The 26133-nt window shown below is 69.6% G+C and carries 28 protein-coding genes; 17 read left to right on the top strand and 11 right to left on the bottom strand.

The features are described from left to right. Positions 1-75 precede the first annotated feature (75 nt). The 8 genes from LT972_RS12780 (at position 76) to LT972_RS12745 (ending at position 8653) form a co-directional block, all read left to right on the top strand. Positions 76-1152 (top strand): M20 family metallopeptidase, encoded by a 1077-nt coding sequence (locus LT972_RS12780; RefSeq protein ID WP_232570767.1) that lies wholly within the window; start codon positions 76-78, stop codon positions 1150-1152. A gap of 66 nt (positions 1153-1218) precedes the next feature. Further along, the gene (locus LT972_RS12775; protein ID WP_232570766.1) at positions 1219-2727 is read left to right on the top strand and encodes a carboxypeptidase M32; all 1509 of its coding nucleotides are present in this window, start codon (positions 1219-1221) and stop codon (positions 2725-2727) included. A 309-nt stretch (positions 2728-3036) separates the two neighbouring features. After that, positions 3037-3588, top strand: a complete 552-nt coding sequence (locus LT972_RS12770; RefSeq protein WP_232570765.1) for a GNAT family N-acetyltransferase — start codon at positions 3037-3039, stop codon at positions 3586-3588. Between the two features lie 48 nt (positions 3589-3636). Beyond that, positions 3637-5130: a carboxypeptidase M32 gene (locus LT972_RS12765; protein ID WP_232570764.1), complete on the top strand. Its 1494-nt coding sequence runs from the start codon at positions 3637-3639 to the stop codon at positions 5128-5130. An 89-nt stretch (positions 5131-5219) separates the two neighbouring features. Continuing rightward, a complete protein-coding gene (locus LT972_RS12760; protein ID WP_232570763.1) occupies positions 5220-5390 on the top strand; it encodes an HVO_0416 family zinc finger protein in 171 nt (56 codons plus the stop codon). 146 nt (positions 5391-5536) lie between these two features. Further along, positions 5537-5695, top strand: a complete 159-nt coding sequence (locus tag LT972_RS12755) for a DUF7563 family protein (RefSeq protein WP_232570762.1) — start codon at positions 5537-5539, stop codon at positions 5693-5695. A gap of 102 nt (positions 5696-5797) precedes the next feature. Then, complete coding sequence (locus tag LT972_RS12750) at positions 5798-7627, top strand: UvrD-helicase domain-containing protein (protein WP_232570761.1); 1830 nt, start codon at positions 5798-5800, stop codon at positions 7625-7627. Then, the gene (locus tag LT972_RS12745; protein ID WP_232570760.1) at positions 7628-8653 is read left to right on the top strand and encodes a M24 family metallopeptidase; all 1026 of its coding nucleotides are present in this window, start codon (positions 7628-7630) and stop codon (positions 8651-8653) included. Here the strand turns inward: LT972_RS12745 and LT972_RS12740 are convergent. Together LT972_RS12740 and LT972_RS12735 are read right to left on the bottom strand one after the other, a co-directional pair. Further along, a complete protein-coding gene (locus LT972_RS12740) occupies positions 8647-8883 on the bottom strand; it encodes a DUF7533 family protein (protein ID WP_232570759.1) in 237 nt (78 codons plus the stop codon). The genes LT972_RS12745 and LT972_RS12740 overlap by 7 nt on opposite strands. Positions 8884-8915: 32 nt before the next feature. After that, a complete protein-coding gene (locus LT972_RS12735) occupies positions 8916-9179 on the bottom strand; it encodes a cytidine/deoxycytidylate deaminase family protein (RefSeq protein WP_232570758.1) in 264 nt (87 codons plus the stop codon). A gap of 80 nt (positions 9180-9259) precedes the next feature. Here LT972_RS12735 and LT972_RS12730 point away from each other — a divergent pair, with 80 nt between their 5' ends. Next, entirely contained in the window at positions 9260-9904 is a 645-nt protein-coding gene (locus tag LT972_RS12730; protein WP_232570757.1) for a riboflavin synthase, read from the top strand. On the opposite strand, the gene LT972_RS12725 is transcribed toward LT972_RS12730, so the two are convergent. Then, positions 9844-10974: a PrsW family intramembrane metalloprotease gene (locus LT972_RS12725; protein ID WP_232570756.1), complete on the bottom strand. Its 1131-nt coding sequence runs from the start codon at positions 10972-10974 to the stop codon at positions 9844-9846. The genes LT972_RS12730 and LT972_RS12725 overlap by 61 nt on opposite strands. A 263-nt stretch (positions 10975-11237) precedes the next feature. Between LT972_RS12725 and LT972_RS12720 the strand changes: the two genes are divergently transcribed. Together LT972_RS12720 and LT972_RS12715 are read left to right on the top strand one after the other, a co-directional pair. Continuing rightward, a complete protein-coding gene (locus tag LT972_RS12720; protein WP_232570755.1) occupies positions 11238-11615 on the top strand; it encodes a DUF7532 family protein in 378 nt (125 codons plus the stop codon). Further along, a complete protein-coding gene (locus tag LT972_RS12715) occupies positions 11612-13018 on the top strand; it encodes a DUF402 domain-containing protein (RefSeq protein ID WP_232570754.1) in 1407 nt (468 codons plus the stop codon). Before LT972_RS12720 ends, LT972_RS12715 begins: the two co-directional genes overlap by 4 nt. Before the next feature lie 27 nt (positions 13019-13045). Here LT972_RS12715 and LT972_RS12710 read toward each other — a convergent pair whose 3' ends face one another. From LT972_RS12710 to LT972_RS12690, 5 genes are all read right to left on the bottom strand, one after another. Beyond that, complete coding sequence (locus LT972_RS12710; protein ID WP_232570753.1) at positions 13046-13417, bottom strand: NifU family protein; 372 nt, start codon at positions 13415-13417, stop codon at positions 13046-13048. Between the two features lie 38 nt (positions 13418-13455). Next, positions 13456-14997 (bottom strand): LVIVD repeat-containing protein, encoded by a 1542-nt coding sequence (locus tag LT972_RS12705; RefSeq protein WP_232570752.1) that lies wholly within the window; start codon positions 14995-14997, stop codon positions 13456-13458. A 42-nt stretch (positions 14998-15039) separates the two neighbouring features. Then, on the bottom strand, positions 15040-16011 hold the full coding sequence (locus tag LT972_RS12700) for an ROK family protein (protein WP_232570751.1): 972 nt from the start codon (positions 16009-16011) through the stop codon (positions 15040-15042). Between the two features lie 63 nt (positions 16012-16074). After that, entirely contained in the window at positions 16075-16671 is a 597-nt protein-coding gene (locus LT972_RS12695) for an AIM24 family protein (RefSeq protein ID WP_232570750.1), read from the bottom strand. Beyond that, positions 16671-17123, bottom strand: a complete 453-nt coding sequence (locus LT972_RS12690) for a universal stress protein (protein WP_232570749.1) — start codon at positions 17121-17123, stop codon at positions 16671-16673. The genes LT972_RS12695 and LT972_RS12690 overlap by 1 nt, the downstream gene beginning before the upstream one ends. Positions 17124-17183: 60 nt before the next feature. On the opposite strand from LT972_RS12690, the gene LT972_RS12685 reads away from it, so the two are divergent. Then, complete coding sequence (locus LT972_RS12685) at positions 17184-17924, top strand: SDR family NAD(P)-dependent oxidoreductase (RefSeq protein WP_232570748.1); 741 nt, start codon at positions 17184-17186, stop codon at positions 17922-17924. 12 nt (positions 17925-17936) lie between these two features. Here the strand turns inward: LT972_RS12685 and LT972_RS12680 are convergent, their stop codons facing one another. Further along, the gene (locus tag LT972_RS12680; protein WP_232570747.1) at positions 17937-18131 is read right to left on the bottom strand and encodes a hypothetical protein; all 195 of its coding nucleotides are present in this window, start codon (positions 18129-18131) and stop codon (positions 17937-17939) included. Between the two features lie 109 nt (positions 18132-18240). On the opposite strand from LT972_RS12680, the gene LT972_RS12675 reads away from it, so the two are divergent. The 4 genes from LT972_RS12675 to LT972_RS12660 all read left to right on the top strand — a co-directional run bounded on the left by LT972_RS12675 (position 18241) and on the right by LT972_RS12660 (position 23647). Continuing rightward, positions 18241-18711: a YbaK/EbsC family protein gene (locus LT972_RS12675; protein ID WP_232570746.1), complete on the top strand. Its 471-nt coding sequence runs from the start codon at positions 18241-18243 to the stop codon at positions 18709-18711. Positions 18712-18782: 71 nt separating this feature from the next. Continuing rightward, complete coding sequence (gene uvrA, locus LT972_RS12670) at positions 18783-21752, top strand: excinuclease ABC subunit UvrA (protein WP_232570745.1); 2970 nt, start codon at positions 18783-18785, stop codon at positions 21750-21752. 116 nt (positions 21753-21868) lie between these two features. Further along, a complete protein-coding gene (locus LT972_RS12665) occupies positions 21869-22528 on the top strand; it encodes a lactate utilization protein (protein WP_232570744.1) in 660 nt (219 codons plus the stop codon). Between the two features lie 39 nt (positions 22529-22567). Then, complete coding sequence (locus LT972_RS12660) at positions 22568-23647, top strand: geranylgeranyl reductase family protein (RefSeq protein WP_232570743.1); 1080 nt, start codon at positions 22568-22570, stop codon at positions 23645-23647. Here LT972_RS12660 and ygfZ read toward each other — a convergent pair whose 3' ends face one another. Together ygfZ and LT972_RS12650 are read right to left on the bottom strand one after the other, a co-directional pair. Further along, positions 23648-24742, bottom strand: a complete 1095-nt coding sequence (ygfZ, locus tag LT972_RS12655; RefSeq protein ID WP_232570742.1) for a CAF17-like 4Fe-4S cluster assembly/insertion protein YgfZ — start codon at positions 24740-24742, stop codon at positions 23648-23650. 40 nt (positions 24743-24782) lie between these two features. Continuing rightward, positions 24783-25079: a DUF6432 family protein gene (locus LT972_RS12650; RefSeq protein ID WP_232570741.1), complete on the bottom strand. Its 297-nt coding sequence runs from the start codon at positions 25077-25079 to the stop codon at positions 24783-24785. A 103-nt stretch (positions 25080-25182) separates the two neighbouring features. Here LT972_RS12650 and LT972_RS12645 point away from each other — a divergent pair, with 103 nt between their 5' ends. Then, on the top strand, positions 25183-26121 hold the full coding sequence (locus tag LT972_RS12645) for a DUF7093 family protein (RefSeq protein ID WP_232570740.1): 939 nt from the start codon (positions 25183-25185) through the stop codon (positions 26119-26121). Positions 26122-26133: the final 12 nt, after the last annotated feature.

Below are 26133 nucleotides of genomic sequence, written 5' to 3'. Positions count from 1 at the left end.
AATTATATTTTAGTTGGGCGGGCGACCGGCGCACCCCGACCACACGGCTAAGGCCGCGGACGCCCACGCACCGGTGTGTCCGAACTCACCGACCTGACCGAGCGCCTCGTCTCGATTCCGAGCCACGAAGACGAGACGCAGGCGGGAGACGCCATCGAGTCGTGGCTCCGCGACGAGACGGAAGCCAACGTCACCCGGGACGACGCCGGCAACGTCCGCGCGTGGCGAAACGAGAGCGCCGACGCCCCGTCGCTCGCGTTCGTCGGCCACCACGACGTGGTGCCGCCGGACGACTCGCAGACTGCCGACGGCGGCGAGTACGTCGTCTACCGCGACGACGGTCGCCTCCACGGCCGCGGCACCGCCGACATGAAGGGCGCCGTCGCCGCGATGCTGTTGGCGTTCCGCGAGGCCGACCCCGACCGCCCGCTCGGGTTCGCGTCGTTCGTCGGCGAGGAAGTCGGCGGCGAGGGCGCGCGCTTCGCCATCGAGGGCGGCTTCGACCCGGACTACGCGCTCGTCGGCGAGGGGTCGACCGGCTACTCCGCCGACGGTGTGCTCGACGTGGCCGTCGCGCACAAGGGGCGGCGCGCCAGCACCGTCACCGCGGCGGGGACGAGCGCGCACGCCAGCGAGCCCGAGGCCGGCGAGAACGCCGTCTACCGGGCCTGCGACGCGGTGGACGTGATTCGCGACCTCGACGCACCGAGCGCCGACGTACTCGGCGAGACGCTGTCCGGGAGCGTCGCGGTCACCGAAATCGACGGCGGGACGGCGTGGAACGTGATTCCCGACGAGTGTGCGGTGACCGTCGACGAACGAACCGTCCCCGGCGAGCGCGCGGACCTCGCGAGTGTCGAAGACATCGCGGGCGTCTCGTGGGCGGTCGACCAGGACCTCCCGCCGATGGCCTGCGACGACGAAGCGTTCGCGGACGCCGCCGTCGCCGCCGTGCGCGCCGAACAGGACGGCGCCGGCGAGCGCGTCAGCAAACCCCACGCCACCGACGCCGGGTGGCTCGCCGACGCGGGCGTGACGTGTCTCGTCTGCGGGCCCGCCGAACCCGGGGAAGCCCACACCGCCACCGAGAGCGTCTCGGTCGACGTGCTCGGGCGGTGTCGTCGCGTGTACGAGCGCGTCGCCGAGCGGTGAGGCGCCGGCGGCAGAGCGCGGGCCGCGACGACAACCCTCATAGTCCCCGGGGCGTCAAGAGCGGGTATGGCGACAGAGGCCACACAGGAGGCCCCCGAGGCGTACGACGCCCTCCTCGACCACTACGAGACGATTTCGAACATCAACGGCGCGAGCGGCATCCTCTCCTGGGACCAGGAAGTGATGATGCCCGAGGGCGGCACGCCCGCGCGTTCCAAGCAGAAGTCCGCGCTCTCCTCCGTCTCCCACGACCTGCTCACCGAGGAGCAGGTCGGGGAGTGGCTGGACGAACTCGCGGACGCCGACCTCACCGGCGAGCAGGAAGCCGTCGTCCGCGAGATTCGACGCCAGTACGAGCGCGCCGACCGCGTCCCCAGCGACCTCGTCGCCGAAATCTCGGAGAAGACCTCCGAAGCCCACCCGAAGTGGAAGGAAGCCCGCGAGGAAGACGACTTCTCCATCTTCGCTCCGGTCCTCGAAGACCTCATCGAACTGAAAAAGGAGTACGCGAACCACATCGACCCGGACGCCGACCCCTACGAGGTCCTGTTCGCGGACTACGAGCCGTACCTCGACCTCGAAACCGCGGAGCAGGTGCTCGAACGCCTGCGCGACGAACTCGTCCCGCTCATCGACGACATCCGCGAGAGCGACGCCGAACTCGCGGACCCGTTCACGGGCGAATTCGACGTCGACACCCAGGAGGACCTCGCGCGGGACGTGCTCGACACGCTCGGCTACGACTGGGAGCACGGCCGCCTCGACACCGCCCCGCACCCGTTCTCGTCGGGGAACCAGTTCGACGCCCGCGTCACCACGCGCTTCGACCCGGAGAAGCCCGTGGACGCCTTCATGTCCACGATTCACGAGTTCGGCCACGCGCGCTACACGCTCGGCCTGCCCCGCGACCAGTTCGGCAGCCCGCTCGGCGAGTCCCGGGACCTCACCGTCCACGAGTCCCAGAGCCGCCTCTGGGAGAACCACGTCGGCCGCAGTCGCGTCTTCTGGGAGAAGTTCCTGCCCGCCGTCAAAGAGCGCTTCCCGCAGGTCGAGGGCACCCCCGAAGAGGCCTACGAGGCCGCCAACGAGGTCCACGAGAACAACCTCATCCGCGTCGAAGCGGACGAACTCACCTACCACATGCACATCGTGGTGCGCTTCGAAATCGAGCGCGAACTCATCGAGGGCGACCTCGACGTGGAGGACGTGCCCGAGGTCTGGAACGACAAGTACGAGGAGTACCTCGGCATCCGCCCCGAGAACGACGCGGAGGGCTGCCTGCAGGACATCCACTGGAGCCACGGCTCCTTCGGCTACTTCCCGACGTACTCGCTCGGTAGCGTGCTCGCCGCCCAGATTTACGACGCACTCGTCGAGGACGTGGGCGACGTGGACGAGAAGGTCCGCGACGGCGACTTCGACGTCATCGCAGACTGGCTGGAATCGAACGTCCACAGCCACGGCGCGCGCTACACCACCCCCGAACTCATCGAGGAAGCCACGGGCAAGGCGTTCACCGCCGACTACTTCCTCGACTACGCCACCGAGAAGTACACGGAACTCTACGACCTGTAGCCCGGCTTCGTAGCGAACCTCCACGTATCGACTTCCTTCTACACCAGAAAGCCCTCGGCGCGCTCGCGTCCGCTCGCTCGCCGCGGTCCTCGGCCGTCGGCCTGCGGTCCTCGCGTCGCGAGCGAACAAGGCAAGCGCGAGCGCGCCTCGCCCTTTCGATCCACCAGGCTGCCGGCTGACCGACTGCCGTCGCTTCGCTCGGTGTCGCGGGCCCTACCTGGCGGAAATCGCGGTTCAGACAGAAATACTCCGAAACGGAGTCACACGCGCACCGAAGACTTATGCTCGGACCCGAGACCAAATTCGCGTATGCCCGGTCCCGTCTTCCTGTCCGGCGAATCGGTGACCCTCCGACCGACCGAGCGCGAGGACCTCCCCGCGATTCGGGAGTGGATGAACGACCCCGGCGTGTGGCGTCCCGCACTGGACGCGAAGCCGATGAACGCCGACCTCGGCGAGGAGTACTTCGAGCGCGTTCTCACGACGGAGGACGACGTACACGTGACTGTCTGTGCGGACGACGAGCCGGTCGGGCACGCGAGCCTGACGACGAGCGAGTACGGACCGACGGCGACCGACCGCGCCCGGAGCGTCGAACTCGCGTACCACCTCGGTTCCGACCACCACGGGAACGGGTACGGGAGCGAGGCCGCGGAACTGCTCGTGCAGTACGCCTTCGAGGACTGGAACATGCGCCGGGTGTTCGCTCGCGCCGGCGCGTTCAACGACGCCTCGATGGGGCTGCTCGAATCGCTGGGGTTCCAGCGCGAGGGTCGCCGCCGGCAGGCCGCGTACTACCGCGGCGACTACTACGACATGGTGCTGTACGGCCTGCTTCGCGAGGAGTGGGACGGCGTCTAGGTTTCCGCCGGGCGAGGTTTAACGTACTGACGTGTCACACGTCGTAGTATGGCCACGGAACCGCCCGAGACGGACGCCTACGACGAACTCGAAGACCGAACGAAGCGACTCGCGTACCTCGGGGACGCTCGGGGCGTGCTGGCGTGGGACCAGCGCGTGATGATGCCCGAAGGCGGCGCGCCCGCCCGCGGGAAGCAACTTTCGGCGCTGTCGACGGTCCACCACGACCTGCTCACCGACGACGAGGTGGCGGGGTGGCTGGACGAACTCGAAGACCGGGAACTGGGCGACGACGAGCAGGTGACGGTGCGGGAGATGCGCCGGCAGTACGAGCGCGCGGACAGCGTGCCCAGCGACCTCGTCGCGGAACTCACGGAGACCCAGAGCGACGCCCAGCAGGTGTGGGAGGACGCGAAGGCCGACGCCGACTTCTCGCAGTTCGCGCCCGTGCTCGACGACCTGCGCGAACTCCACACCGAGCGCGTCGAACACATCGACCCGGACACTAACCCCTACGAGGTGATGTTCGAGGACGGCGAACCCTACCTCCCGCTCGAACGCGTCGAGGAGATTTTCGACACGCTCCGCGAGGAACTCGTCCCGCTGATTGCGGACCTGAAGGACAGCGACACGGAGTTTACGTCGCCGTTCTCGGGGGAGTACGACGACGACACGCAGATGGAACTCTGCCGCGAAATCGTCGACCACCTCGGCTACGACTGGAACCGCGGTCGCCTCGACACGGCACCCCACCCCTTCATGGTGGGGCCGCAGTTCGACGCGCGCATCACCACGCGGTTCGCGGCCGACGACCCGCTCGGCGCGGTGATGAGTACGATTCACGAGTTCGGGCACGCGTCCTACCAGCACGGCCTCCGGGACGACCAGTACGGCCTGCCGCTCGGCCAGTCCCGGTCGTCGGGCGTCCACGAGTCCCAGTCGCGGTTCTGGGAGAACCACGTCGGGCGCACCGAGGCGTTCTGGGAGTACGCGACGCCAATCGTGAACGAGCACCTCGACGCGGACGCCGACCCGCGGGACGTGTACGAGGCGGTCAACCGCATCTACCCGGAGAACAAGATTCGCGTGGAGGCCGACGAACTCACCTACCACATGCACATCATCCTCCGGGCGGACGTGGAGAAGGCGTTCGTCGGCGGCGACCTCGACGTGGCTGACGTGCCCGAGCGCTGGAACGACCTGATGGACGACTACCTCGGTGTGCGCCCGGAGGACGACGCCGAGGGCTGCCTGCAGGACATCCACTGGTCGGGCGGGTTCGCGTCCTTCCAGAACTACACCGTCGGGAGCGTGTTCGCCGCCCAACTGGACGCGGCGATGCGCGAGGACCTCGACGTGGACGACCTCGTGCGCGAAGGCGAGTTCGGGCCGATTCGCGAGTGGCTCACCGAGCACGTCCACGAGCACGGCCAGCGCTACACCACCGACGAACTCATCGAGGTGGCGACCGGCGAACCGCTGACCGCGGACTACTTCGTCGAGTACGCCCGCGAGAAGTTCGGCGACCTGTACGACGTTTAGACGCTTCCTCCCGCTCGATTTTCGCGGCCGGGAGCGCTCGCCTGTCACCCCGACAGTTTGAAGTAGTGGTGTGGTATAGCATACCGTGTATGTCGAGCGCACAGACTCCGGACGACTCCCTGCTGGACGAGTTCCTCGAAGACCGCGGGCACGACACGCAGACCTGGGAACGAAGCTACAACAAAAAGCAGTGTCCGGAGTGTGGCGGCCTCCACGACGTAAACGCGACAGACTGCGGCGTCTGCGGCTGGACGCCGTAGCCGGCCACACCGAATTGCCCGCTGACAACTTCTCCCGTCGTTCGCGTCGCCAGCGCAGCGAGTGCTCCGAACGCCGAGCAGTCGTCAGCGAGCGTTGTGCCGGCCAGTACGCCTAAGACGAATCGTGAGAAAGGCCGAGTGAAGCCATGCCGGAGTGTCAGAACTGCGGGTCGTTCGTCACTGACGCGTACGCGAGAGTATTCACGCCGAACGAACACGGCGCGCCCCGCGTCTGTCCGAACTGCGAAGACAAGATTCGGGACGGCGCCGAGGTACGGGAAGCGCGTTCGACGCGACGCACGTAACGCCGGCGGCGTGGCTGGGGCCGCGAAGGTCGTTTTCTCGGGGGTTTTCGTGACGACAGAATTTCAAGCGGTTTATACCCGTTCGGTTCCTCTAGTTGTCCAATGACGGACTCGGAGCCGGAAGTTACGCGGCTGTTCGGTGGTCCGGGGAGCGGGAAGACGACGGCGCTCCTCGACCACGTCGAGGAAATTCTCGAAGACGACGACGTCTCGGTTCGTGACATCCTCGTCGTGTCCTACACCCGCGCTGCGGCGGCCGAGATCCGGGAGCGGCTCGCCGAGCGCCTCGACATGAACCCGCGCTCGCTGCGCGGAAACGTCGCGACGATGCACGCGAAAGCCTACGAACTGCTCGGGCTGTCGCGCAACGACGTCGTCGGCGAGGACGACAAGGAGAAGTTCTGCGAGGAGTACGGCATCCCCTTCGAGGACGAGTACGCCTCGGGCTCCCGCCGGACGGCGCGCTCGACCACCCTCGGTAACAAGGTCATCGCCACCTCGCAGTGGCTCCAGCGGACGCGACGCGACGTCGCGGACTGGTACGACGTGCCGTTCCGCTGGAACGACGAGGAGGTCCGCCTCCCCCCGGACATCGACGACAACGCCCAGACCGGGAACAAGTACACGCCGACGTGGCCGTCGAGCGACGACCGCTACGACATCCCCGAAGCGATTCGCGCGTGGCGCTCGTACAAGGGCGAGAACGAACTCGTCGGCTTCGCGGACATGCTCGAGCGCGTGAAACAGCGCTCGCTGCTCCCGAACGTTGAGTACCTGGTCATCGACGAGTTCCAGGACATCACGAGCCTGCAGTACGACGTCTACGAGGAGTGGCGCCCGCACATGGAGCGCGTGCTCATCGCGGGCGACGACGACCAGGTCGTGTACGCGTGGCAGGGCGCGGACCCGAAGCTCCTGCTCGACACGAAGGTGACCGACGACCGCGTCCTCCCGAACTCCTATCGTCTGCCCTCGGAGGTACTGCAGGTCGTCCAACAGGAAATCGGGCACATCGAGACGCGACAGGAGAAAGACCTGAAACCCCGCAAGGAGGGCGGGAGCGTCGAGGCCATCGACAGTCCGTCGATGCTCGACCTGGTGCGGAACGTCCGACGCACCATCGAGTCCACCGAGGACGACACGGTGATGGTGTTGTTCCGCGCTCGCTACCAACTGTTCGACTTCGTGGACGAGTTCATCGGCGAGGGCATCCCCTTCAAGGCGCTCACCGACCAGCGCATGTGGACGGACCGGCTCCAGCAGTACATCTCCGCCGTGGAGGCCCTGGAGAACGACGAGTCCATCGACGGCCTGCAGGCCCGACGCCTGATGGACATGCTCCAGGACTCGGCGTTCGGCACGCGGGAGCGCAGCGACCTCCGCGAGGCCATCGACGAGGCCCAGGGCGAGGACACGGACCTCACCGACCTGACGTTCACCGCGGACTTCATCCGGGACTACGTGCCGTTCGTGCCGGGGCCGTCGGCGGCCGCCGACATGCTCCGGAAGGTCACGCGCTACCAGCGCCGCAGCATCGACGCGTACTTCCAGGGCGACTACCGCGGGATGGACCCGGACCGCGTGCGCGTCGGCACCATCCACTCCGCGAAGGGCCGCGAGGCCGACCACGTGTTCCTCGCGACCGACCTCACGGAGAAGGTCGTCGAGCAGATGGCGGCCACCGCGGACCCCGAGGACGTGCCCGAGGACATCGAGTTCACGAGCAAGACGAGCCCGGTGCCGATTCTGACGGACAACGAGCGCCGCGTGTTCTACGTCGGGATGAGCCGCGCCCGCGAGCGCCTGGTGATGCTCCAGAACCTCATCGGCGGCGCGCCGACGCTCCCCATCGACGTGTTGCTGTACGGCGAGCAGACGGGCCAGACCCTGGAGGAGGCCCTCGAAGCCGACACGCCGGTCCAGCTCCCGTGAATGCGGTCGGCGGTTCTCGACCGCGCGCTCGCTGACGCGGGCGCCGACGCGTTCGTCCACGTCGGACCGCCCGACGACCCGCTCGTTCGCTACCTGAGCGGCGCCGCTCTGCCGTGTCGCGCGGCCGTCGTGTACGCGGGCCGGGTCGCCGTCGTGCCCGAGTGCCCCCTCGCCGAACGCGTCTCGCTCCGCGACGGCGTCTCTGTTCTCGACCCCGAGCCGACGCCAGCACAGCGACTGCCGGGGCTCGTCGCGGACAGCGTGCTGGCGCCGCGGACGCTCCCGCACGACGCCGCGCTCTACCTCGAGAACGACGGCGTCGACGTGGCGTCGACGACCGCCCACGAGGACGCGCGGGCGGTGAAGACCGACGGCGAGCGCGACGCAATCGAGGCCGCACAGAAAGCGGCGGAGGCGGGCGTGGCGGCGGCCGCCGCGCTCCTCGCTGGCGCTGACGGCGACCCGCTCGAAGACGACGCAGGGGTCGTCACCGCCGAGCGCGTGCGCCGGGCCGCGAACGCGGCGATGGCCGGCGAGGGCGCGACGCCCGAGGCAGTCGTCGGTGCGTCGGGCGCGCTCGCGGCGAGCGACCCGGTGCCGGTTCGCGTCACCCCGGCCGTCGGCGGCTACCGCGGCCTGCTCGCGCGGACGTTCGTCGCGGACAGCGACGGCGGGTGGGAGCGCCGCGCGACGCTCGCGGGCGAGTACGCCGTCGACGCCGGCCTCGACATCCTCGAACCGGGCGAGACGACGGCCACCGAAGTCGCCGACGAGGCTGTCGCCGAACTCGGTTCGTACGGCTTTTCGCCGTCGGCCGGGTCCGCGACGGCCCACGGCGTCGGCCTCGAACGCCGGGAGGCGCCGACCGGCGACGCGACCGTCGAACCGGGCGCGGTACTGGGCGTGACGGCGACACTGGACGACGAGGGCGCGGTGTGGGTCGCCGATTTAGCGTTCGTCGGCGACGAGGGCGCCGAGCGCGTCGGCGCATTCCCGCGCTCGGTGGTGCCGCGAGCCGACTACTGATTGTCGTCGTCGGGGTCCTCGGCGACGACCTCGGCGGTCTTCTGGGCGGCGAGCGCCGGGAGGTCGGTGGGGGTCGTGAGGTAGCGCTCGAACGCGAGGATGCCGGCAGCGAACCCCAAGAATACCCAGCCGGTCTGGTCGCCGCCGAGCAGCGTCTCGACGCCGAACAGCGCGGCCGGCGCGGCGAACGCGACGGCCACCGCGAGCGAAATCGCGTCGAGGATTTTCACGTCTCAGCGTGGGCGCTCGGGACGGATAAGCGTCACCACGTCCGCGCCTGCAGGAGTTCGGCGGCGCGCACGCCGCCCACGTCGCCGTCGTCGGTGCGCACGAGGACGCGGACGTCGTCGCCGTAGTCCGCGATGAGTTCACGGCAGACGCCACACGGGGAGACGACGCGGGCGGCGTCGCGCTCGCCGCGCGGGTGTTCGACGGCAGCGATGCGCTCGAAGTCGTGGGCGCCGGCGGCGACGGCAGCGCGTTCGAGGAGAGCGTTGTCGGCGTCGGTGAGCGGGGAGAGGTCCATACCCCGTGGTGAGGGGCGTCGGGCAAGTGTCTTCGGCCGCGTTCCGCAACACTTTCGTTACGGATGACGAAATTGGAAGCGTGTTCACCGGCATCATCGAGGAGACGGGCACCGTCGAATCGGTCGAAGACGGCGACGGCGGCCGCCGCCTCCGCATCTCCACGGGCGACCTCTCCGGGTTCTCGCACGGCGAGAGCATCAGCGTCGGCGGCGTCTGCCTCACCGTCGAGGAGTTCGGAGCGGACTGGTTCTCGACGTTCACCGCGACCGAGACGCTGGAGAAGACCACCCTCGACGCAGTCAGCGAGGGCGACGCGGTCAACCTCGAACGCGCGCTCCCCGCCGACGGCCGCCTCGACGGCCACGTCGTGCAGGGCCACGTCGACACCACCACCGAGGTCGTCGGCGTCGAACAGGTCGGCGAGGACTGGACGTTCACGTTCGCGCTCCCCGACGGCCACGAGCAGTACGTTGCGCCGAAGGGCTCTATCGCGCTCGACGGCATCAGCCTCACCGTCGCGGACGTGGACGACCAGGCCAACACGTTCTCCGTCGCAGTCATCCCCACGACCCACGACCTCACGACGCTCTCGGAGCGCGACCCCGGCGACCGCGTGAACGTCGAAGTCGACGTGATGGCGAAGTACGTCGAACGCCTCGACGCCTACTCGTCGTCGGACGCCGCGGCGTCCGTCTCCGACGCCGTCTCCTCGCCCTCGGAGTAGTCCACGCCGTCTACCGCAGCGCTCTCGTCGCTCTCGCCGGTCTCCTCGTCCAGTTCGTCCTCGTCATCGTACGCCTCGCTCGCGCCCGTCTCGACGTAGGCGTCGCGGTACGCCGTCAACTTCCGATAGAGGACGTAGAAGAAGAAGCCGTCGAACGCCACGACGAACGCGAGGAAGGCAACGCCCTGCGAGAGGCCGATTGCGTCCGCGACGGCGCCGAGGTTCGTCACCGACGTGTTGTACGTCGCGTGGATGAGCGACGCGATGACGAGGCCCTTCACGACGATGGGGCCGCGGTTCTCGGGGTTGAACTTCGCGAGGCCGAGGTAGTAGCCCGCGAACGCCGAGTAGATGACGTGACCCGGCCCGGCGAGCGTGCGCACCGCCGCCGTCTGGAGCGCCACGTCCGCGACCACCGCGTTCCCGGCGGACTGCGAGACGACGATGACCTCGCGGGCGATGTAGATGGCGTTCTCGATGGTCGCGAAGCCCAGCCCCGCCATCGCGCCGTACACCGCGCCGTCCACCACCGCGTCGAAGCGGTCGCTCCGGAACGCGTAGAGGCGGACGGCCAGCCACTTCACCGTCTCCTCGACGGGGCCGACGACGAGGAAGAAGTAGAGCGCGGGCGCGAGGAACGCCAGCCACGCCGGCGAGTCCGACGTGAACTGGAAGAAGAATCCGGAGAACGCGGAGTTCAGGACGGCGGCGAACCCCGCGAACAGGAACCCGAACGCGAACGTCACGACGAGCAGTTCGAGGGGTTCCTGCATCGTCACGTCCGCCCGCCAGATGTACGCCGCCATCCCGAGCGCGGGCACCACGGACAGCAGGACGTAGACGGCGACGGCGGGCCGGTTCACGTAGACGAGGCCTGCGGCCGCCGCGAACTGCGCGACCACGATGAGCACCGCGAGCGCGACCACCGACGCCCGCGCCCCCGTCACGAGCGTCCCGTACAGTCGCGTCGACGCGCGGTCGAGGAACGTGCGTTCCTCCCACGTCGCCACGTCGTACAGGTCGAACTCCCCCTCCCCAGCCTCCTGTACCGGGTCCCGTTTCTCGGTCATGCCGGGCCGTTCAGCCCCCTCCCTCTTCTGTGTTCCCGCCGACTGTCCTTGTATGTCATTAAGTGCCTAAAGGGGTAACCTTTTCAATTCGTTCCGAGTCCCCGTGGCGCATGGCATTCAGTTCGAGTCGCGGCATCCTGTACTCCAGTCCGCCGGAGCCGAATCGAGGACGAGACGAACCGACACCCGAGGCCGACGCCGACGCGACGCCCGCGCCCGCCGACGACTGAAACGCTTTCAATCCCGCGCGACCAAGCGGGGGTATGCTCTTCGACCAGCGAACCCGGGAACTGCTCCGGGACGCCGGCCTCTCGCAGGACGACATCCAGCGCGTCGAGCGCGACGCCAGCGAGCAGGCCCGCGAGACCGCCGACCGCGTGGAATCCTTCTTCGACGGCCTCGACACCGTCTACTCGGACATGGACCAGACGCACTCGGCCGCCGACTACCCCGAACACGACCTCGACTACGTGGACCTGTTCACGCACAGCGAGGACATCCGCGGGTTCGTGCGCTTCGACTCGTGGGGCGCGTACGTCGAGGACGCGCGCGTGCTCTCCGAGGACGCGGTGGAACTGACGCTCGGCCCGACGATTCACGGCCGCGTGCGCTTCGCCGCCGAGCGCGAGCACCTCGAATGACTCGCGTCCGCGTCCGCGGCATCTACGCCACCGCGCTCACGCGCCGCCTGCTCGACGCCGGCCACGACGTGGTCGCGGCGTCCCCGCCGATTCAGCGCCGGTTCGACGCCGACCTCCCGGAGGCCGAACCCGACGCAGACGTCTGGATGACCGACGACCGGCAGGGCGTCGGCGTCGCCGCGCCGACCGACGCGGCCGACGCGCTCGCCGACCTGCTCTCGGACCTCGGACGGGACACATTCGTCTGGCGCGACGACACGCCCCGCGGCGCCGTCTTCGACGGCGTCGTCGACCGCACCGTGGGCGGCGGCGCGATTCTCGACCTCGGCGACGGCCGCGAAGCCTACCTCCCCTTCGACGCGGTGGACGCCCACGTCACCGAGGGAGACGCCTACCGCGTCCAGATTCGGGAGCCGTCGGCGCCGTGGGAGCGCGACCGCGCGGTCGCCACCGCTGACTTCGAGGTGAAGGGCGCGCTCGCCAGCCTCGACCGCGGCGTCGACGCGCTGGTGTCGGGCGCCGCGACCGACCGCGACGCGCTCGCGCGCACCACCGAACTGCTCGACCCGGACGTGCCCGACGACTGGGGCGTCTACTGGCACTACGGCGCGAGCGAGGCCGACACGAGCGCGCTCGGCGACAGCGTCGACGCGCTCGCCGACCGCGCGCGAGACCTCGACGCCGCGCTCGCGGACGCCGACGGCGACGACCCCGGCCTCGTCGCCGCGCCCGCCGACACGCTGTGGGCGTGGTTCGGTCGCGAGACCCGCAGCGAACTCGACGACCTTCGCCGCGAGGTCACCGCGACGATGCCCGGCCACCACCGCGTGAAGGCCGGGAGCGCGAGCGCGAGCGACGCCGTCGACTTCGCCGAATCCCTCGGCGCCACGCCCGACGAGTTCGCGTTCGGCGCGGTCACCGACCAGTTCGGCCCCGCGGCGGGCGACACCGTCGCGCTCCACCACGGCAAGCCGGACGGCCGACTCGTCACGCTCGGTCGCGGCGAGGTCACCGACCGGAACGTCGAGAAGGGGCGCGTCTCGGTCGAGCGCGAGATGACCGGCGGCGGCACGTACGACGCGCTCGGCGTCGACCGCGAGGCCGGTGACACCGCCACCACGCGGTTCACCGAGGGGAACTGGTGGTACCCGACGGTCTACCGGAGCGCGGACGGCGACCGGAAGGGCACCTACCTGAACGTCTGCACGCCCGTCGAGGTGTTCCCCGACGCCGTCCGGTACGTCGACCTGCACGTGGACGTCATCAAGCACGCCGACGGCACCGTCGAAATCGTGGACGAGGACGAACTGCGCGACTGTGTCGACGACGGCACGGTCAGCGAGGAACTCGCGGAGCAGGCGCTGTCGGTCGCAGAGCGCGTGAAATCCGCAGTGGAGAACTGACGGCTGGCCGCCCCGAGCCGTCCGGAATCAGAAGTGCGAGTCGGAGTTCGGACTGCCTTCGCCGCGGCCGCCGCGTCCGCCCTCGTTTCTGTCGACGCCCATGAAACTCTCCGCCTGGTCGCCGCCCCAGCCGCCGCCGTCGCCGTCGGTGAAGCGCACGACCACGTCGTCGACGGCGTCGAACTCCGCCGCGAGGTCCATCTTGATGCGCTGGGCCGTCCGGGGGCTGATGCCACAGCCGGAGCACGCGCCGCCGAGTTCGACGACGACCTCGCCGTCCTCGGGGTCGGCCTTCCGCACGGCGCTCGTGCCGCCGTGACTGCGGATGATGGGCATCTGGGCGGTGAGCCACGTTTCGACGCGCTCGTGGAGGTCGCCCGCGCCCGCTGACTCGCTCATGGCCGGGCGTACGCGCTGGAGGTGTGGTATACCTTCGGTTAGTCGCGGCGTCGCCACGCGGCGAGGGCGGCGCCGGACGCCGCCGTGATGCCGGCGAGCACGCCGAACCCGGGCGTGGAGCCGCCGGACTCGCCGCCGCCGCTGTCGTCGGACTCCGTGGTGGTGTCGTCGCCGCCCGCGGACGCCGTGGTGCTACCGCCGCTCTCGGTGGTCGTCTGCGTGGTCGACGCCGTGGTCTGCTCGGTGGTCGGTTCCGTCGTCGCGGTGGTCGTCGTGGTCGTCCCGTTTTCCTCCTCGACGAGCGCGGGCGCGTTCGCCTGCTCGCCGGCGCGGTTCGGGAACGTGTAGACGCCGGTCGCGTAGTCGCCGCTACCTTGCATGTTGCCCGCGACGAACGCCTCCTCGGAGACGTACTGCGCGCCCCAGAACATCGCCTGCTCGGGCTGGCGCCACCACGCGATCTGTTCGGGGTTCGCGGGGTCGGAGACGTCGTGAATCTTCACGCCGCCCCGGTACCACGACGTGTAGAGGCGGTCGCCGTGGAAGTCGAAGTTGTGGGAGGTCGTCCACACGCCGCCGCGGGTGGGGTCGGGCGTCGGCGGGCCCTCGATGAACGACAGTTTCTCCGGGTTCTGGGGGTCGGAGATGTCCCAGAGGTCGATGCCGCCGGGCGCGCCGATCTCCTCGGTCTCCTCGACGTCCCAGGACTCCGCGCCGGACGCGAGGAGCGTGGCGTCGTCGTTCACCGCGACGTAGTGGGAGTTCCCCGGTTTCTCGGTGCCCTCCGCGATGAGTTCGCTCCGGGAGCGCTCTCGTAAGTCTTCGAGCGCGTAGTGCCCGAAGTCGTTGATGTACGTCGGGTTCTGGGGGTCCGAGACGTCGACCAGCCACGTCCCGGCGTCCCAGTGGGCGATGTACAGCGTGTCGCCCTGGACGTACACGTCGTGGTTCGACCGCGGGTAGTAGAAGATGTCCAGCCAGCCCTCGTCGTGGTCCGCGATGGACCACCGGGAGAGTTCCTCGGGGTTGGCGGGGTCGGAGATGTCGACCATCACGACGGGGTTCCGGGCCTGCTGCTCCGGGTCGGCGACGTTGTCGTAACTCAGCGCCGTGAGGTACGCCACGCCGTCGTGCAGGTAGGAGTTGTGAATCGCGTAGTCCGTCTCGTGGAACGCCACGCGCTCGGGGAGTTCGGGGTCGCTCACGTCGTACAGCGCCATCCCCTGGAGGGTGTCCTCCCGCGTGGGGTTCGCGGGGCCGACGACGGCGAGCGTGTCGCCGTCGACTTTCACGTCGTAGATGCCGCTCATCGGGCCGCTCTCGCGGTCCGCGAGCAGCGAGGACGCCTTCGAGAGCACTTCGGGGTTGGCGGGGTCGCTGACGTCCACGACCGCGAAGCCGTCGGTGGTCGCGGCGTACGCCGTCGTCCCGTCGTCGCCGACCACGACTTCCTTGGTGCCTTCGAGCGCCACGGAGCCGAGTGGCTCGTAGGACTCCTGGGTTCGGGCGGTGACTGCGCTACTCGCCAGCGGGAGGGCTGCTGCGCCGACCGTCGCGCGCAGCACGTCTCGTCGTCGCATGACACGTCTTCCGCGAGGAACGTCTAAAAGTCCTGCGACGACTCACGGCGCCTGCGACCGGTCGCCGGTGCCGCCCGTGAGCGCGGACGCCACCGCGCCCCGCAACACCACGTCGTCGCCGAGCGTCGTCAGTCGCACCTGCGGGACGTTGTTGAACACGCCGTCGTCGAGGTGCTCCCGAATCGGGTCCAGGACGAGGTCGGGGTTGTTGAGCGCCACCGCGCCGCCGACGTACACGACGAGGGGGGCGTACGCCTGCACGAGGTTCGTCATCCCGACGGCGTTCCAGAAGCCGACCTGGTCGACGACGTGGTCGGCGAACTCGTCCTCGCCCGCGTACTCGAAGACGTGTTTCGCGGAGAAGTCGGCGTCCTCCAAGGGGAGTGCGGTCTCGACGCCGCCGTCCTCCTCGGCGAGCATCCGGGCGTACTCCGGGATGTTGTTCCCCGAGCAGTACGCCTCCCAGTGGCCGTCGCGCCCGCAGCCACACGTCCGGCGGCCCTGCGGGTCGACGACCATGTGCCCGAGTTCGCCGGCGTTGCCGTCCCAGCCGGCGAGGACGTTGCCGTCGACCGCGACGCCCGCGCCGATGCCCGAGGAGATGGTGACGTACGCCATGTCGTCGGGGTTGCGGTCGGCGTGGAAGCGCTCGCCGATGACGCCCGCGACGGTGTCGTTGTGGAGGTAGACGCGCTCGGACTCTACGAGTTTCGACACCGGGCCGACGAGCGGGATGGTGTCCACGGAGTCGGGGAAGTTCGCGGGGCCCTCGACGGTCCCCTCGGCGAGGTCGAGGGGACCGATGCTCCCGACGCCGACGGCGCGCACGTCGGTCGGGTCGACGCCCGCGTTGTCGCAGGCGCCCCGGAGCACGTCGAGGACGGCTTCCGTGACCTCGATGCCGGTCGGGCCCCGGGGCGTCCCGCGGCGGTGGCTGGCGACGACTGCGCCCGTCTCGTCGGCCACCGCGGCGCGCACGTTCGTCGCGCCGAGGTCGACGCCCGCGTAGTGCATTCAGGTGAACAGGGCGGCCGAGCGCACTTAACTACACAGTTTTCACTCGGACTCGTGTTAGTCTCAGCGCTCGGCGCGCCGCGTTCCCACCCAGACCGCGCCGCCGGCCACGCGACAGACCGGCGTCGCGTCCTCCAGCGCACCGGCGCGCTCCACGGTGACGTCCGCGTCGCCGTCGAACGCCACGACGTGGTCGGCCGCCACCGCGTACTCGCCGTCCACGTCCACGCGCTCGACGCGACCGCGTCCCGCGAGGAAGGCGGTGCCGTCGCCCGACAGCGTCGTCAGAAAGAGGCCGACGCCGCGGTCCGGCGCGTTCCCCACGCGCCCCGCGCCCACTCGGACGTCGCCGGTCGCCGCGAGGAACGTCGACCGCGCCGCGCGCACCGTCCGGTCGCCGAGGTCGCAGGCAGCCAGTTCGCCGTGGTGGTCGGGCGCGAACCGCGCCGTCGTCTCCCGCTCCGCGCTCACGCGGACGGGCGTCTGCTCGCGCTGGCGAGCGGCGTTCGCCACCGACCGCAGGACGCCCTCGCGGGCGCGACTCACGCGCACGCCGCCATCGTGGTCGAGGAGCGCGCCGGCCGCCGTCAACAGCGAGTCGCCAGCGTCGAACTCGACTTCGAGCACGCCCGCGACGCCGTCTCCGACGCTCGCGTCCATCAGTGGTCGCTGCGCACGAACGTCACCGGACACGGCGCCGACAGCAGGACGGTCTGGGCCGTACTCCCGAACACCGCCTTCCCGGTCGGCGAGCGCTTCCGGCCGCCGACTACCGCGAGGTCGGCGTCCACGTCGTCCGCGAGCGAGACGATGCTCTCGCCGTGTTCGCCGACGCGGCCGCGAATCTCGTGTTCGATACCCGCGTCGTCGAGGCGGTCCTGTATCTCGCGGCTCGTCTCGTGGCGGCGCGCCACCGCGTCCGGCGACACGCCGTCGTCGGCCTCCGCGCCGAGGTTGATTCGCGCGTCCTTGTACTGCTGGTCGGTGAATACGTGCGCGAGGGTGACGGTCGCGCCGGTCGGTCCGGCGATGTCCGCGACGGTCGACGCCATCGGGTCGACGCGCTCGCTGTCCCCCGGCCCGACGGCGAGCAGGATGTTCTCGATTGCCATGCCGACGTGGTGACCGCCGAACGGCATAAACATATGGCCGCGCGGCCGGAACACACCGCCATGCTCGAACCCGACCTCGCCGGCCGCACCGTACTCGTCACCGGGAGTGCAAGCGGCGTCGGCCGCGCGTTCGCGCTGTCGCTCGCGGACTGCGGCGCCAGCGTCGCCGTCCACTACAACACGAGCGGGGACGCCGCCCGCGAGACCGCCGCCGACGCACGCGAACTCGGCGCGCCCGCCGCCACCACCGTGCAGGGCGACGTGACCGACCCCGACGGCGTGGACGCCCTCTTCGACGCCGTCGAGGCCGACCTCGGGAGCGTGGACGTGCTCGTGAACAACGTCGGCGCGTTCGCCCCCGACCACTGGGCGGACATCGACTTCGAGACGTGGCAGACCGTCATCGACACGAATCTCACCGGCACCTACCTCTGCTCGAAGCGCGCGCTCCCCGCGATGCGCGAGCGGTCGTGGGGCCGCATCGTCAACGTCGGCTACGCCTCGGCCGAGAAGGGGCTGGTCTCCCCGAAGAACTTCCCGTACTTCGCCGCCAAGCAGGGCGTCCTGATGTTCACGCGGATGCTCGCCGCCGACACCCAAGACGACGGCATCACGGTCAACGCCGTCTCCCCGTACGTCGTCGAGAACTCCGACGAGTACCCGGACGAGGCGCCCCGCGGCCGCTGGGCGACGTTCGAGGACCTCGCGCAGGTAGTCAGATTCTTCTGCGACGAGGGCAGCGAGTACGTCTCCGGCGAGAACGTGGAGGTAGATGGCGGGTGGCTCCCGGAGGACGTCTGAGCCGATAGCGCGTCAGTCGTCGTCAGCCCACGGCCCGACGCCCGCGACGGCGCCGGCGAGCCAGCCGACGAGCAGCGGGCCGACGATTGCCAGACAGCCGAGGCCGACCCACTTCGCGGGCGGCGGCTGGAGCGCGAGGTAGACGAGGTAGGCGGTGCCCACCGGCAGGAGGAGCCGATTAACACCGGTTCCGAAGTCGGCGTTCACGGGCTGTCTCGGGGTTCCGGACGGAAGAATCCCGCTACTCGCCGCTCGGAGGCGTACTGCTTGCACCGAGCGACAGCCCTTTCTCCCCGGCCCGTGTCAGCGACTCGCAATGCACGAGCGAGCCGCGGAGTTCGCGGAGCGGGCGCGCGAGGAGTACGGTGTCGAGGTAGACGTCCACGAGTTCGACGAGGGCACGAAGACGGCGGCGGACGCCGCGGACGCAATCGGCTGTGACGTGGCGCAAATCGCGTCCAGTATCGTCGTCGTGGCGGACGACACGCCCGTCGTCGTGATTACGAGCGGCGCGAACCGCGTGGACCTGGAGAAGGTCGCGGTGTACGCGGACGCCGCCGACGCCCGGATGGCCGAAGCCGACGAGGTGAAGAACGCGACGGGGTGGAGCATCGGCGGCGTGCCCCCGGTTTGCCACGAGAACGGCGCACCCGTCTTGCTGGACGAGACGCTCCTCTCCCACGACGAGGTGTGGGCGGCGGCGGGCACGCCGACGGCGGTGTGGCCAATCGACCCCGAGCGCCTCGTCGAGTTGGCGGGCGCGGAGGCCGCGGACGTGGCGGAGTAGGGGCCCTGGGCGTTCGCGAGCGCGTGCCGCGACCGATAGACCTTCCCTGATTCGGTCCCTGCACTCGTCCAATGAGCGAGGACTACATCGAGGTCCGAGGGGCCGAAGAACACAACCTCAAGGACCTCGACGTCCGGCTTCCGCGGGAGTCGCTGAACGTGGTGACCGGCCTCTCCGGGTCGGGGAAATCGTCGCTCGCGTTCGAGACGATTTACGCCGAGGGCCAGCGCCGCTACATCGAGAGCCTGTCGGCGTACGCCCGGAACTTCCTCGGGCAGATGGACAAGCCCCAAGTCGAGTCCGTCGAGGGCCTGAGCCCCGCAATCTCTATCGACCAGAAGAACGCCGCGAACAACCCCCGTTCGACGGTCGGCACCGTCACCGAACTCCACGACTACCTCCGCCTCCTCTACGCTCGCGTCGGCACGCCTCACTGCCCCGAGTGCGGGCGCGAGGTCGGCGAGCAGTCCGCCCAGCAGATGGTGCGTCGCATCCTCGAACTCCCCGAGGGGACGAAGGCGAAGATTGCGGCGCCCGTCGTGCGCGACCAGAAGGGCGCGTTCGAGGACCGCTTCGACGAACTCGTGAGTGAGGGGTACTCGCGGGTCGAGGTCGACGGCGAGGAGTACGATTTGGCGTACGACACGCCCGACCTCGACGAGAACTACGACCACACGGTCGACGTGGTCGTGGACCGCGTCGCGGTCAGCGAGGACGCGCGCTCCCGCATCACGGACAGCGTCGAGACCGCCCTCGACGAGGCCGACGGCGTGCTGAAGGTCGTCGTGCCGGACGCCGACGACGACCTCGAACTCGGCGGCGCGACCGCGCGGAGCACCGGCGACCTCGCCGAGGACGACGGCGACGACCGCCTCGTCGTGGAGTTCTCCGAGGAACTGGCGTGTACGCACTGCGGCATCGACATCAGCGAAATCGAGACCCGGTCGTTCTCCTTCAACAGCCCCCACGGCGCGTGTCCCGAGTGCGAGGGCATCGGGAACACGAAGGAGGTCAGCGAGGACCTCGTCGTGCAGGACACCTCGAAGCCACTGAAGGACGTCTTCGAGGCGTGGAGTTACAACCGCTCGTACTACCAGACGCGACTCGACTCCGTGGCGGCGCACTTCGACGTGAGCGTCACCACGCCGTTCGAGGAACTCGACGAGGACGTCCAGCAGGCGTTCCTCTACGGTACCAGCGAGCAGGTCGTCTTCGAGCGCCAGACGAAAAACGGCACCCGGCGCAAGGAGAAGCGCTTCGAGGGCGTCATCCCGAACCTGGAGCGCCGCCACGTCGAGACGGACTCCGAGAGCACGCGCGAGCACATCGAGGACTACATGAGCGTGACGACGTGCCCGGCGTGTGACGGCACGCGCCTGAAGCCGTCCTCGCGGGCCGTGCTCGTCGACGACACCCCCATCAGCGAGGTGAACCGGATGAGCATCGGTGACTGCTTGGCGCACTTCGAGGGGATGGAGGACGGGATGGACGAGCGGGACACGAAAATCGCCGAGGAGATTCTCAAGGAGATTCGCGCCCGCCTCGGGTTCATGGAGGAAGTCGGGCTGGAGTACCTCACGCTCGACCGCGAGGCCTCGACGCTCTCGGGCGGCGAGAGCCAGCGCATCCGCCTCGCCACCCAAATCGGCTCCGGCCTCGTCGGCGTCCTCTACGTCCTCGACGAACCCTCCATCGGCCTCCACCAGCGCGACAACGACCGCCTCCTGAACACTCTCGAAGAACTGCGCGACCTCGGGAACACGCTCGTCGTCGTGGAACACGACGAGGAGACGATGCGGCGCGCCGACAACGTCGTCGACATGGGTCCGGGGCCGGGCCGCCACGGCGGCGAGGTCGTCGCCAACGGCTCCGTCGAGGACCTGATGGACGCCGAGGAGTCGATTACGGGCGACTACCTCGCGGGCCGCAAGCAGATTCCCGTCCCCGATGAGCGCCGCGACTGGAACGAGTCGCTGACGATTCGGGGCGCGCGCCAGCACAACCTCCGGGACCTCAACGTGGACCTCCCGGTCGGCGCGTTCACCGCGATTACCGGGGTCTCGGGGTCCGGGAAGTCGACGCTGATGCACGACATCCTCTACAAGGGCCTCGCCCGCGAGATGAACGACAACACCTCGGTCGACCCCGGCGACCACGACGCCATCGAGGGCGTCGACCACGTCGAGACGGTGCGGCTCATCGACCAGAGCCCCATCGGGCGCACCCCTCGGAGCAATCCGGCGACGTACACGGGCATCTTCGACTACGTGCGCGAGAAGTTCGCGCAGACCAAACTCGCGAAACAGCGCGGCTACGAGAAGGGGCGGTTCTCGTTCAACGTGAAGGGCGGCCGGTGTGAGGCCTGCGGCGGGCAGGGCACCCAGAAGATAGAGATGAACTTCCTCTCGGACGTCCACGTGCCCTGCGAGGAGTGCGGCGGCGACCGGTACAACGACGAGACGCTGCAAGTGGAGTTCAAGGGGAAGACCATCGCGGACGTGCTCCAGATGAGCGTCGAGGAGGCCCACGACTTCTTCGAGGCGGACAGCCGACTCGGGCGCCGCCTCCAACTCCTCAAAGACGTGGGGCTGGACTACATGCGCCTCGGACAGCCCTCCACGACGCTCTCGGGCGGCGAGGCCCAGCGCGTGAAACTCGCCGAGGAACTCGGGAAGAAGGACTCCGGCGAGACGCTGTACCTCCTCGACGAACCGACGACGGGCCTGCACTCCGCGGACGAGCGCAAACTCATCGAGGTGCTCCAGCGCCTCACCGACCGCGGGAACAGCGTCGTCGTCATCGAGCACGAACTCGACCTCGTGAAGAACGCCGACCACGTCCTCGACCTCGGTCCCGAGGGCGGCGAGAACGGCGGGAGCGTCGTCGCCACCGGTACCCCGGAGGAGGTCGCGCGCAACGACGACAGCCACACCGGCCGGTACCTCCGGGACAAACTCCCGCGCGTGGACCTCGAAGGCCCGCGGAGCGACCGCGAGAAGCCCGAAGCCGAGGAAGCGCCGGCGCCAACCACCGACGACTGAGACGCGAGACGAACCGGCGATAGCACGCCTGAAACCCGGTTACGCCGGGGTTACTCGTTCGGGCGCGACTCGCCGGTGGGCGTACCCTCTTTTCCCGGGCGCGACTCGTATCGCGTGTGAGCCAACAGACGAAATCCGACTACGTCGACGACGTCGACGTGGACGACGACTGGGACGACCATCCGACCGACGACGAACTGGAAGCGACCGTTGAGAACCTCGAAGCGTCCGGCTTCGACGTGGAAGTCGTCTCCGACGCCGAGGAAGCCCTCGACGTCCTCGTCTCCGAGATTCCCGCCGGCGCGTCCGTGATGAACGGGCACTCGACGACCCTCGAAGAAATCGGGTTCGACGACTACCTCGGCGAGGGCGACCACGACTGGGAGAACCTCGCCGCCGACATCTGGAGCATCGACGACGACGCCGAGCGCGACGCCGCCCGCCGCGCCGCCCAGACCGCGGACTACTTCCTCGGGAGCGTGAACGGCATCGCGCAGGACGGCACGCTCGTCGCCGCCGACCTCTCCGGTAGCCGCGTCGGTGCGTACCCGTTCGCCGCACAGAACCTCCTGCTCGTCGCGGGCGTGAACAAAGTCGTCGAGGACGTCGAGGCGGCCCGCGAGCGCCTCCACGAGTTCGCCTACGCGTTCGAGAACGAGCGCGCACAGGAGGCCTACGGCGTCGAGAGTTACCCGTCGAAGGAACTCGTCTACCGGCAGGAGGGCACCGAGGGCCGCACCACGGTCGTCCTCGTCGAGGAGACGCTCGGCTACTAAGCCGAAGGCTCTTTCTTCCGCGCGGCGTAGGACGGCCCGATGTACGACTTCGCGGTGGTCGGCGTCGGTCCCGCCGGGGCGCGGTTCGCGCGCCGCGCGGCCGAACGCGGCTTCGACGTGGTGGCCTTCGAGTCGGGCGAACTCGGGAAGCCGCTGGCGTGCTCGGGGCACGTGAGCCTCGACGTCTGGGACCGGGTGCCCGAGGCGCACCGCGAGGACCTCTTCCAGAACGAGATTCGGGGCGCGCGCTTCCACCTCGGGGGCGCCGACTCCGACGCCTATCCGTTCTACCGCGACGGCCCGATTTCGAACGCCGTCGACCGCGTGCAGTTGGACAAGGTGCTCGCGGACGCCGCCCGCGACGCCGGCGCAGACGTTCGCGAACAGCACACCGTCACCGGCGTCACCGAGCACCGCGACCGCGTGGAACTCACCGTCAGGGGTCCCGACGAGACGTTCGACGTGACCGCGAAGATGGTCGCCGGGAGCGACGGCCCGCGCTCCCGCGTGCGGGACGCGCTCGGCCTACCCGAGCCGGACGAGTTCCTGCACGGTGCGCTCGCGTTCGACCCCGACCCCGACCACGAGGACTTCGTGGACGTTCACCTCACCGTCCCGGAGTTCTTCGCGTGGCGCATCCCTCGCGGTGAGGGCGGCGTCGAGTACGGCCTCGCGGCCGCGCCCGGCGAGGACGTTCCCGCGCTGTTCGACGCGCTCGTGGAGGACTACGGCGTCGAAATCGAACACCGGTGTTCGGGCGTCATCCCCATCGGCCCGCCCGACACCGTCACGAGCCACCGGGGGTTCCTGCTCGGGGACGCCGCCGGCCAGACGAAGCCGTTCACGGGCGGCGGCATCCTCTACGGGATGCGCGCGGCGGACTGCGCGGCCGACGAACTTGACCCCGACAGGCCGGGGACGCTCGCGGGATACGAGCGCGCGTGGCGCGACGAACTCAGCCGCGACATCGCACTCGGCCACCTCGTCAGAAAGGGGTACTCCGCGCCCGAACCGATTCAGCGCGCGGGAATGCGGCTGTTCTCCGGCGAAATCGCGGTCCACATGGACGAGCCGACGAGCCTCTTCTCCGCGGCGCAGTTGCGCGCGCTCCTCCGGTAACTACTCGTAGGTCGGGAGTCGCGCCGAGCGCTCGCCGCCGTCCACGAACGGCAGGTCGGCGAGATTCGCGCTCGCGTCGCCGCCGTCCGTCTCGACGGCGAGTGCGCCGTCGCCGGCGTCGCCGCCCACGTCGTAGTCCACGAACGCGAGCGCGAGCGGTTCCTCCAGTGTCGGACTCTCGGCCGCGCGCGTCACCTCGCCGACTTCCTCGCCGTCCTCGGTGACGGTCGCGCCGGCGTCGGGGAGCGTCTCGCAGGTGAGGCCGACGAGCCGGGAACTCGGCTCGCCGCGGTTCTCGACCTTCGAGACGACTTCCTGCCCGACGAAACAGCCCTTCTCGAAGTCGACGGCGTTCCGCAGGCCGACGACGTTCGGGATGCGGTCGCGGAGTTCCGTCTCGAACAGCGGCGTGCCCGCCTCCAGGGTCAGTGTCTCCCACGTTCGGCGGCCGAACGGCACCGCGTTCAGGCCGCGGACGAGCAGCGTCTCGAACACGTCGCTCGCGCCCTCGGCGCCGCAGACGACGAGGTAGCCCTCCTCGCCCGCGAGGTCGTCGTCGCGCACGACCGTCACGCCCGCCTCCATCTCGCCGCGGACGAACGTCAAGCGCTCCTCGGGCGGACTCGCGTGGTGGAGGACGCTCGCCACCTTCTCGGTGGCCTTCGGGCCGTGGACGCCGAACGTCCCGAAGTCGTCGGTCGCCAGTTCCACGTCGACGTCCTGGACGAACGTGCGCTCGTTCCACTCCTCGGCGACGGCCCCGCCCTCGCCAAAGGGCAGGAACAACAGGAGGCTGTCGCCCGTCGCGAACACGTAACAGTCGACGCGAATCCGGCCCTGCGGGTCCAGGAGAAGTGCGTACGCGCCCTCGCCGTCCTCGGTCGGGACGCGGTTCGTCACGGTGTCGTCGACGAACTCGCGGCGGTCGTCGCCCGACACCACCAGCACGTCGAAGGCGTGTTCGGTGACGCCGACGGCGTTCCGCACGGCGCGGTGCGTGCGCGCCGCGCGACCGTACTCCGCCGGGACGGCGCGCCCGGCCACCGCCTCGAACGTCGCGCCGTGTGCCTCGTGGGCTTCCCTGACGACAGTCATCGCTCGAACGTCGGTGTCTCCGCGGCGTAAACCCACCGCATCAGAACCCCATCTTCCGGCGAATCGCGTCGATGATAGACGCCTCCTCGGTGTGGTCGTCGGCGTCCGGGACGACGCGGTCGTCGACCGTGAAGACGGTGCGGTCGCCGTCGTCCTCGGCGTCGATGAGGTCGTCTTCCTTGAGCGCGCCGAGCGCGCCCTCGATGTCGTCGATGCTGGCGTCGACGCGCGACCGCAACTCGAAGACGGTCATCCCGCCGTTCGTCCGGTCGACGAGCGCGTCGAGTACCGCCACCTCGGTGTCGTCCCGGTCGCGGAACTCGCGCTTGGCCTGCATACGTGGACCGACGCGCGCCGGCGTCTTATCGGTGTCCCCGGCGCGTACCGGCGGTGGTTCCGAACGGTAGTCTTTTGCCGTTGGCCCGGATACGACCCTGCCAATGGGTCTCAGGTGTTCCCTGCTCGGGCACGACTACGGCGAGTCGTTCGTCGAGCGGGACCGCGAGGAACGCGGGAACGAAGTCGTGGTGACCGAGCGCGAACTACAGGAGTGTGCGCGCTGTGGCGCGGAACGAGTCACGAGCGAGAACACCGAAGTCCGGTCGCTCGAACCGGACCCGGAACCGGCGACCGAGGAGACGGCGTCGACGCCGGACCAGCAGACCGAGCAGGCGGCGACCGCGAACGCTGGCGCCGACGACTCGGGCGGGTCGGGCGCGTTCACGTCCGCCACGGACGCCATCGAGCAGGCGGAAGCCGGCGCCGGTGCCTCGACAGAGGACGCGGGCGGCGCGGCCGACGCCGACCCGGACGGCGAGGACGCGGTCATCCTCGACGACGACGCCGACGACGGGACGCCCGGCAGCGACCAGTGGGACGAACCCGAGGACGAGGTCGACCCCACGGACGCGCCGGAACCGACCGCCGACCCCGACGAGGAGGACGTGGAGTTCGTGGACGCCGGCCCGGACGAGACCACGGGCGCGGCCGACACCCAGTCCGCCGAAACCGACGCCCAGCAGGCCGGCGTCGGCGCGTCGACCGAGACCGCTGACGCCGGCGGCACGCAGGCCGCGGCCGCGGAGACCGACCGGCCGCGCGGCGAGTGGCCGGAGCCCGACGGCGAGGACGAGGGGTTCGACGCCACCGACGGCGACGCCGAGGACGCCGCCTTCGAGTTCGGCGACGACGAGGAGTTCGTCGAAGCCGACACCGGCTTCACGAGCGCCGGACCGGTCGAGAGTTCCGACGGCGACGACCTCGACTTCGAGTTGTACTGTCCGGAGTGTGGCTTCGAGCGGTACGCCGCCGGTTCCAGCCTGCGCGCGGGCGACATCTGCCCCGAGTGCAAGCGCGGGTACCTCGCCGAGGACCGCTGACGAAGGGATTAA

Source organism: Halobacterium litoreum (genome assembly GCF_021233415.1).
Taxonomy (GTDB): Archaea; Halobacteriota; Halobacteria; order Halobacteriales; family Halobacteriaceae; genus Halobacterium; species Halobacterium litoreum.
The sequence above is the reverse complement of the archived record's forward strand: the minus strand, read 5'-3'. Positions and strand labels throughout refer to the sequence as shown.

Coding starts and splice junctions, on each gene's coding strand:
- LT972_RS12775 (WP_232570766.1), top strand. CDS start 1,219: ATGGCGACAGAGGCCACACAGGAGGCCCCCGAGGCGTACGACGCCCTC.
- LT972_RS12770 (WP_232570765.1), top strand. CDS start 3,037: ATGCCCGGTCCCGTCTTCCTGTCCGGCGAATCGGTGACCCTCCGACCG.
- LT972_RS12765 (WP_232570764.1), top strand. CDS start 3,637: ATGGCCACGGAACCGCCCGAGACGGACGCCTACGACGAACTCGAAGAC.
- LT972_RS12760 (WP_232570763.1), top strand. CDS start 5,220: ATGTCGAGCGCACAGACTCCGGACGACTCCCTGCTGGACGAGTTCCTC.
- LT972_RS12755 (WP_232570762.1), top strand. CDS start 5,537: ATGCCGGAGTGTCAGAACTGCGGGTCGTTCGTCACTGACGCGTACGCG.
- LT972_RS12750 (WP_232570761.1), top strand. CDS start 5,798: ATGACGGACTCGGAGCCGGAAGTTACGCGGCTGTTCGGTGGTCCGGGG.
- LT972_RS12745 (WP_232570760.1), top strand. CDS start 7,628: ATGCGGTCGGCGGTTCTCGACCGCGCGCTCGCTGACGCGGGCGCCGAC.
- LT972_RS12735 (WP_232570758.1), bottom strand. CDS start 9,179: ATGGACCTCTCCCCGCTCACCGACGCCGACAACGCTCTCCTCGAACGC.
- LT972_RS12725 (WP_232570756.1), bottom strand. CDS start 10,974: ATGACCGAGAAACGGGACCCGGTACAGGAGGCTGGGGAGGGGGAGTTC.
- LT972_RS12720 (WP_232570755.1), top strand. CDS start 11,238: ATGCTCTTCGACCAGCGAACCCGGGAACTGCTCCGGGACGCCGGCCTC.
- LT972_RS12715 (WP_232570754.1), top strand. CDS start 11,612: ATGACTCGCGTCCGCGTCCGCGGCATCTACGCCACCGCGCTCACGCGC.
- LT972_RS12710 (WP_232570753.1), bottom strand. CDS start 13,417: ATGAGCGAGTCAGCGGGCGCGGGCGACCTCCACGAGCGCGTCGAAACG.
- LT972_RS12705 (WP_232570752.1), bottom strand. CDS start 14,997: ATGCGACGACGAGACGTGCTGCGCGCGACGGTCGGCGCAGCAGCCCTC.
- LT972_RS12700 (WP_232570751.1), bottom strand. CDS start 16,011: ATGCACTACGCGGGCGTCGACCTCGGCGCGACGAACGTGCGCGCCGCG.
- LT972_RS12695 (WP_232570750.1), bottom strand. CDS start 16,671: ATGGACGCGAGCGTCGGAGACGGCGTCGCGGGCGTGCTCGAAGTCGAG.
- LT972_RS12690 (WP_232570749.1), bottom strand. CDS start 17,123: ATGGCAATCGAGAACATCCTGCTCGCCGTCGGGCCGGGGGACAGCGAG.
- LT972_RS12685 (WP_232570748.1), top strand. CDS start 17,184: ATGCTCGAACCCGACCTCGCCGGCCGCACCGTACTCGTCACCGGGAGT.
- LT972_RS12675 (WP_232570746.1), top strand. CDS start 18,241: ATGCACGAGCGAGCCGCGGAGTTCGCGGAGCGGGCGCGCGAGGAGTAC.
- uvrA (WP_232570745.1), top strand. CDS start 18,783: ATGAGCGAGGACTACATCGAGGTCCGAGGGGCCGAAGAACACAACCTC.
- LT972_RS12660 (WP_232570743.1), top strand. CDS start 22,568: ATGTACGACTTCGCGGTGGTCGGCGTCGGTCCCGCCGGGGCGCGGTTC.
- ygfZ (WP_232570742.1), bottom strand. CDS start 24,742: ATGACTGTCGTCAGGGAAGCCCACGAGGCACACGGCGCGACGTTCGAG.
- LT972_RS12650 (WP_232570741.1), bottom strand. CDS start 25,079: ATGCAGGCCAAGCGCGAGTTCCGCGACCGGGACGACACCGAGGTGGCG.
- LT972_RS12645 (WP_232570740.1), top strand. CDS start 25,183: ATGGGTCTCAGGTGTTCCCTGCTCGGGCACGACTACGGCGAGTCGTTC.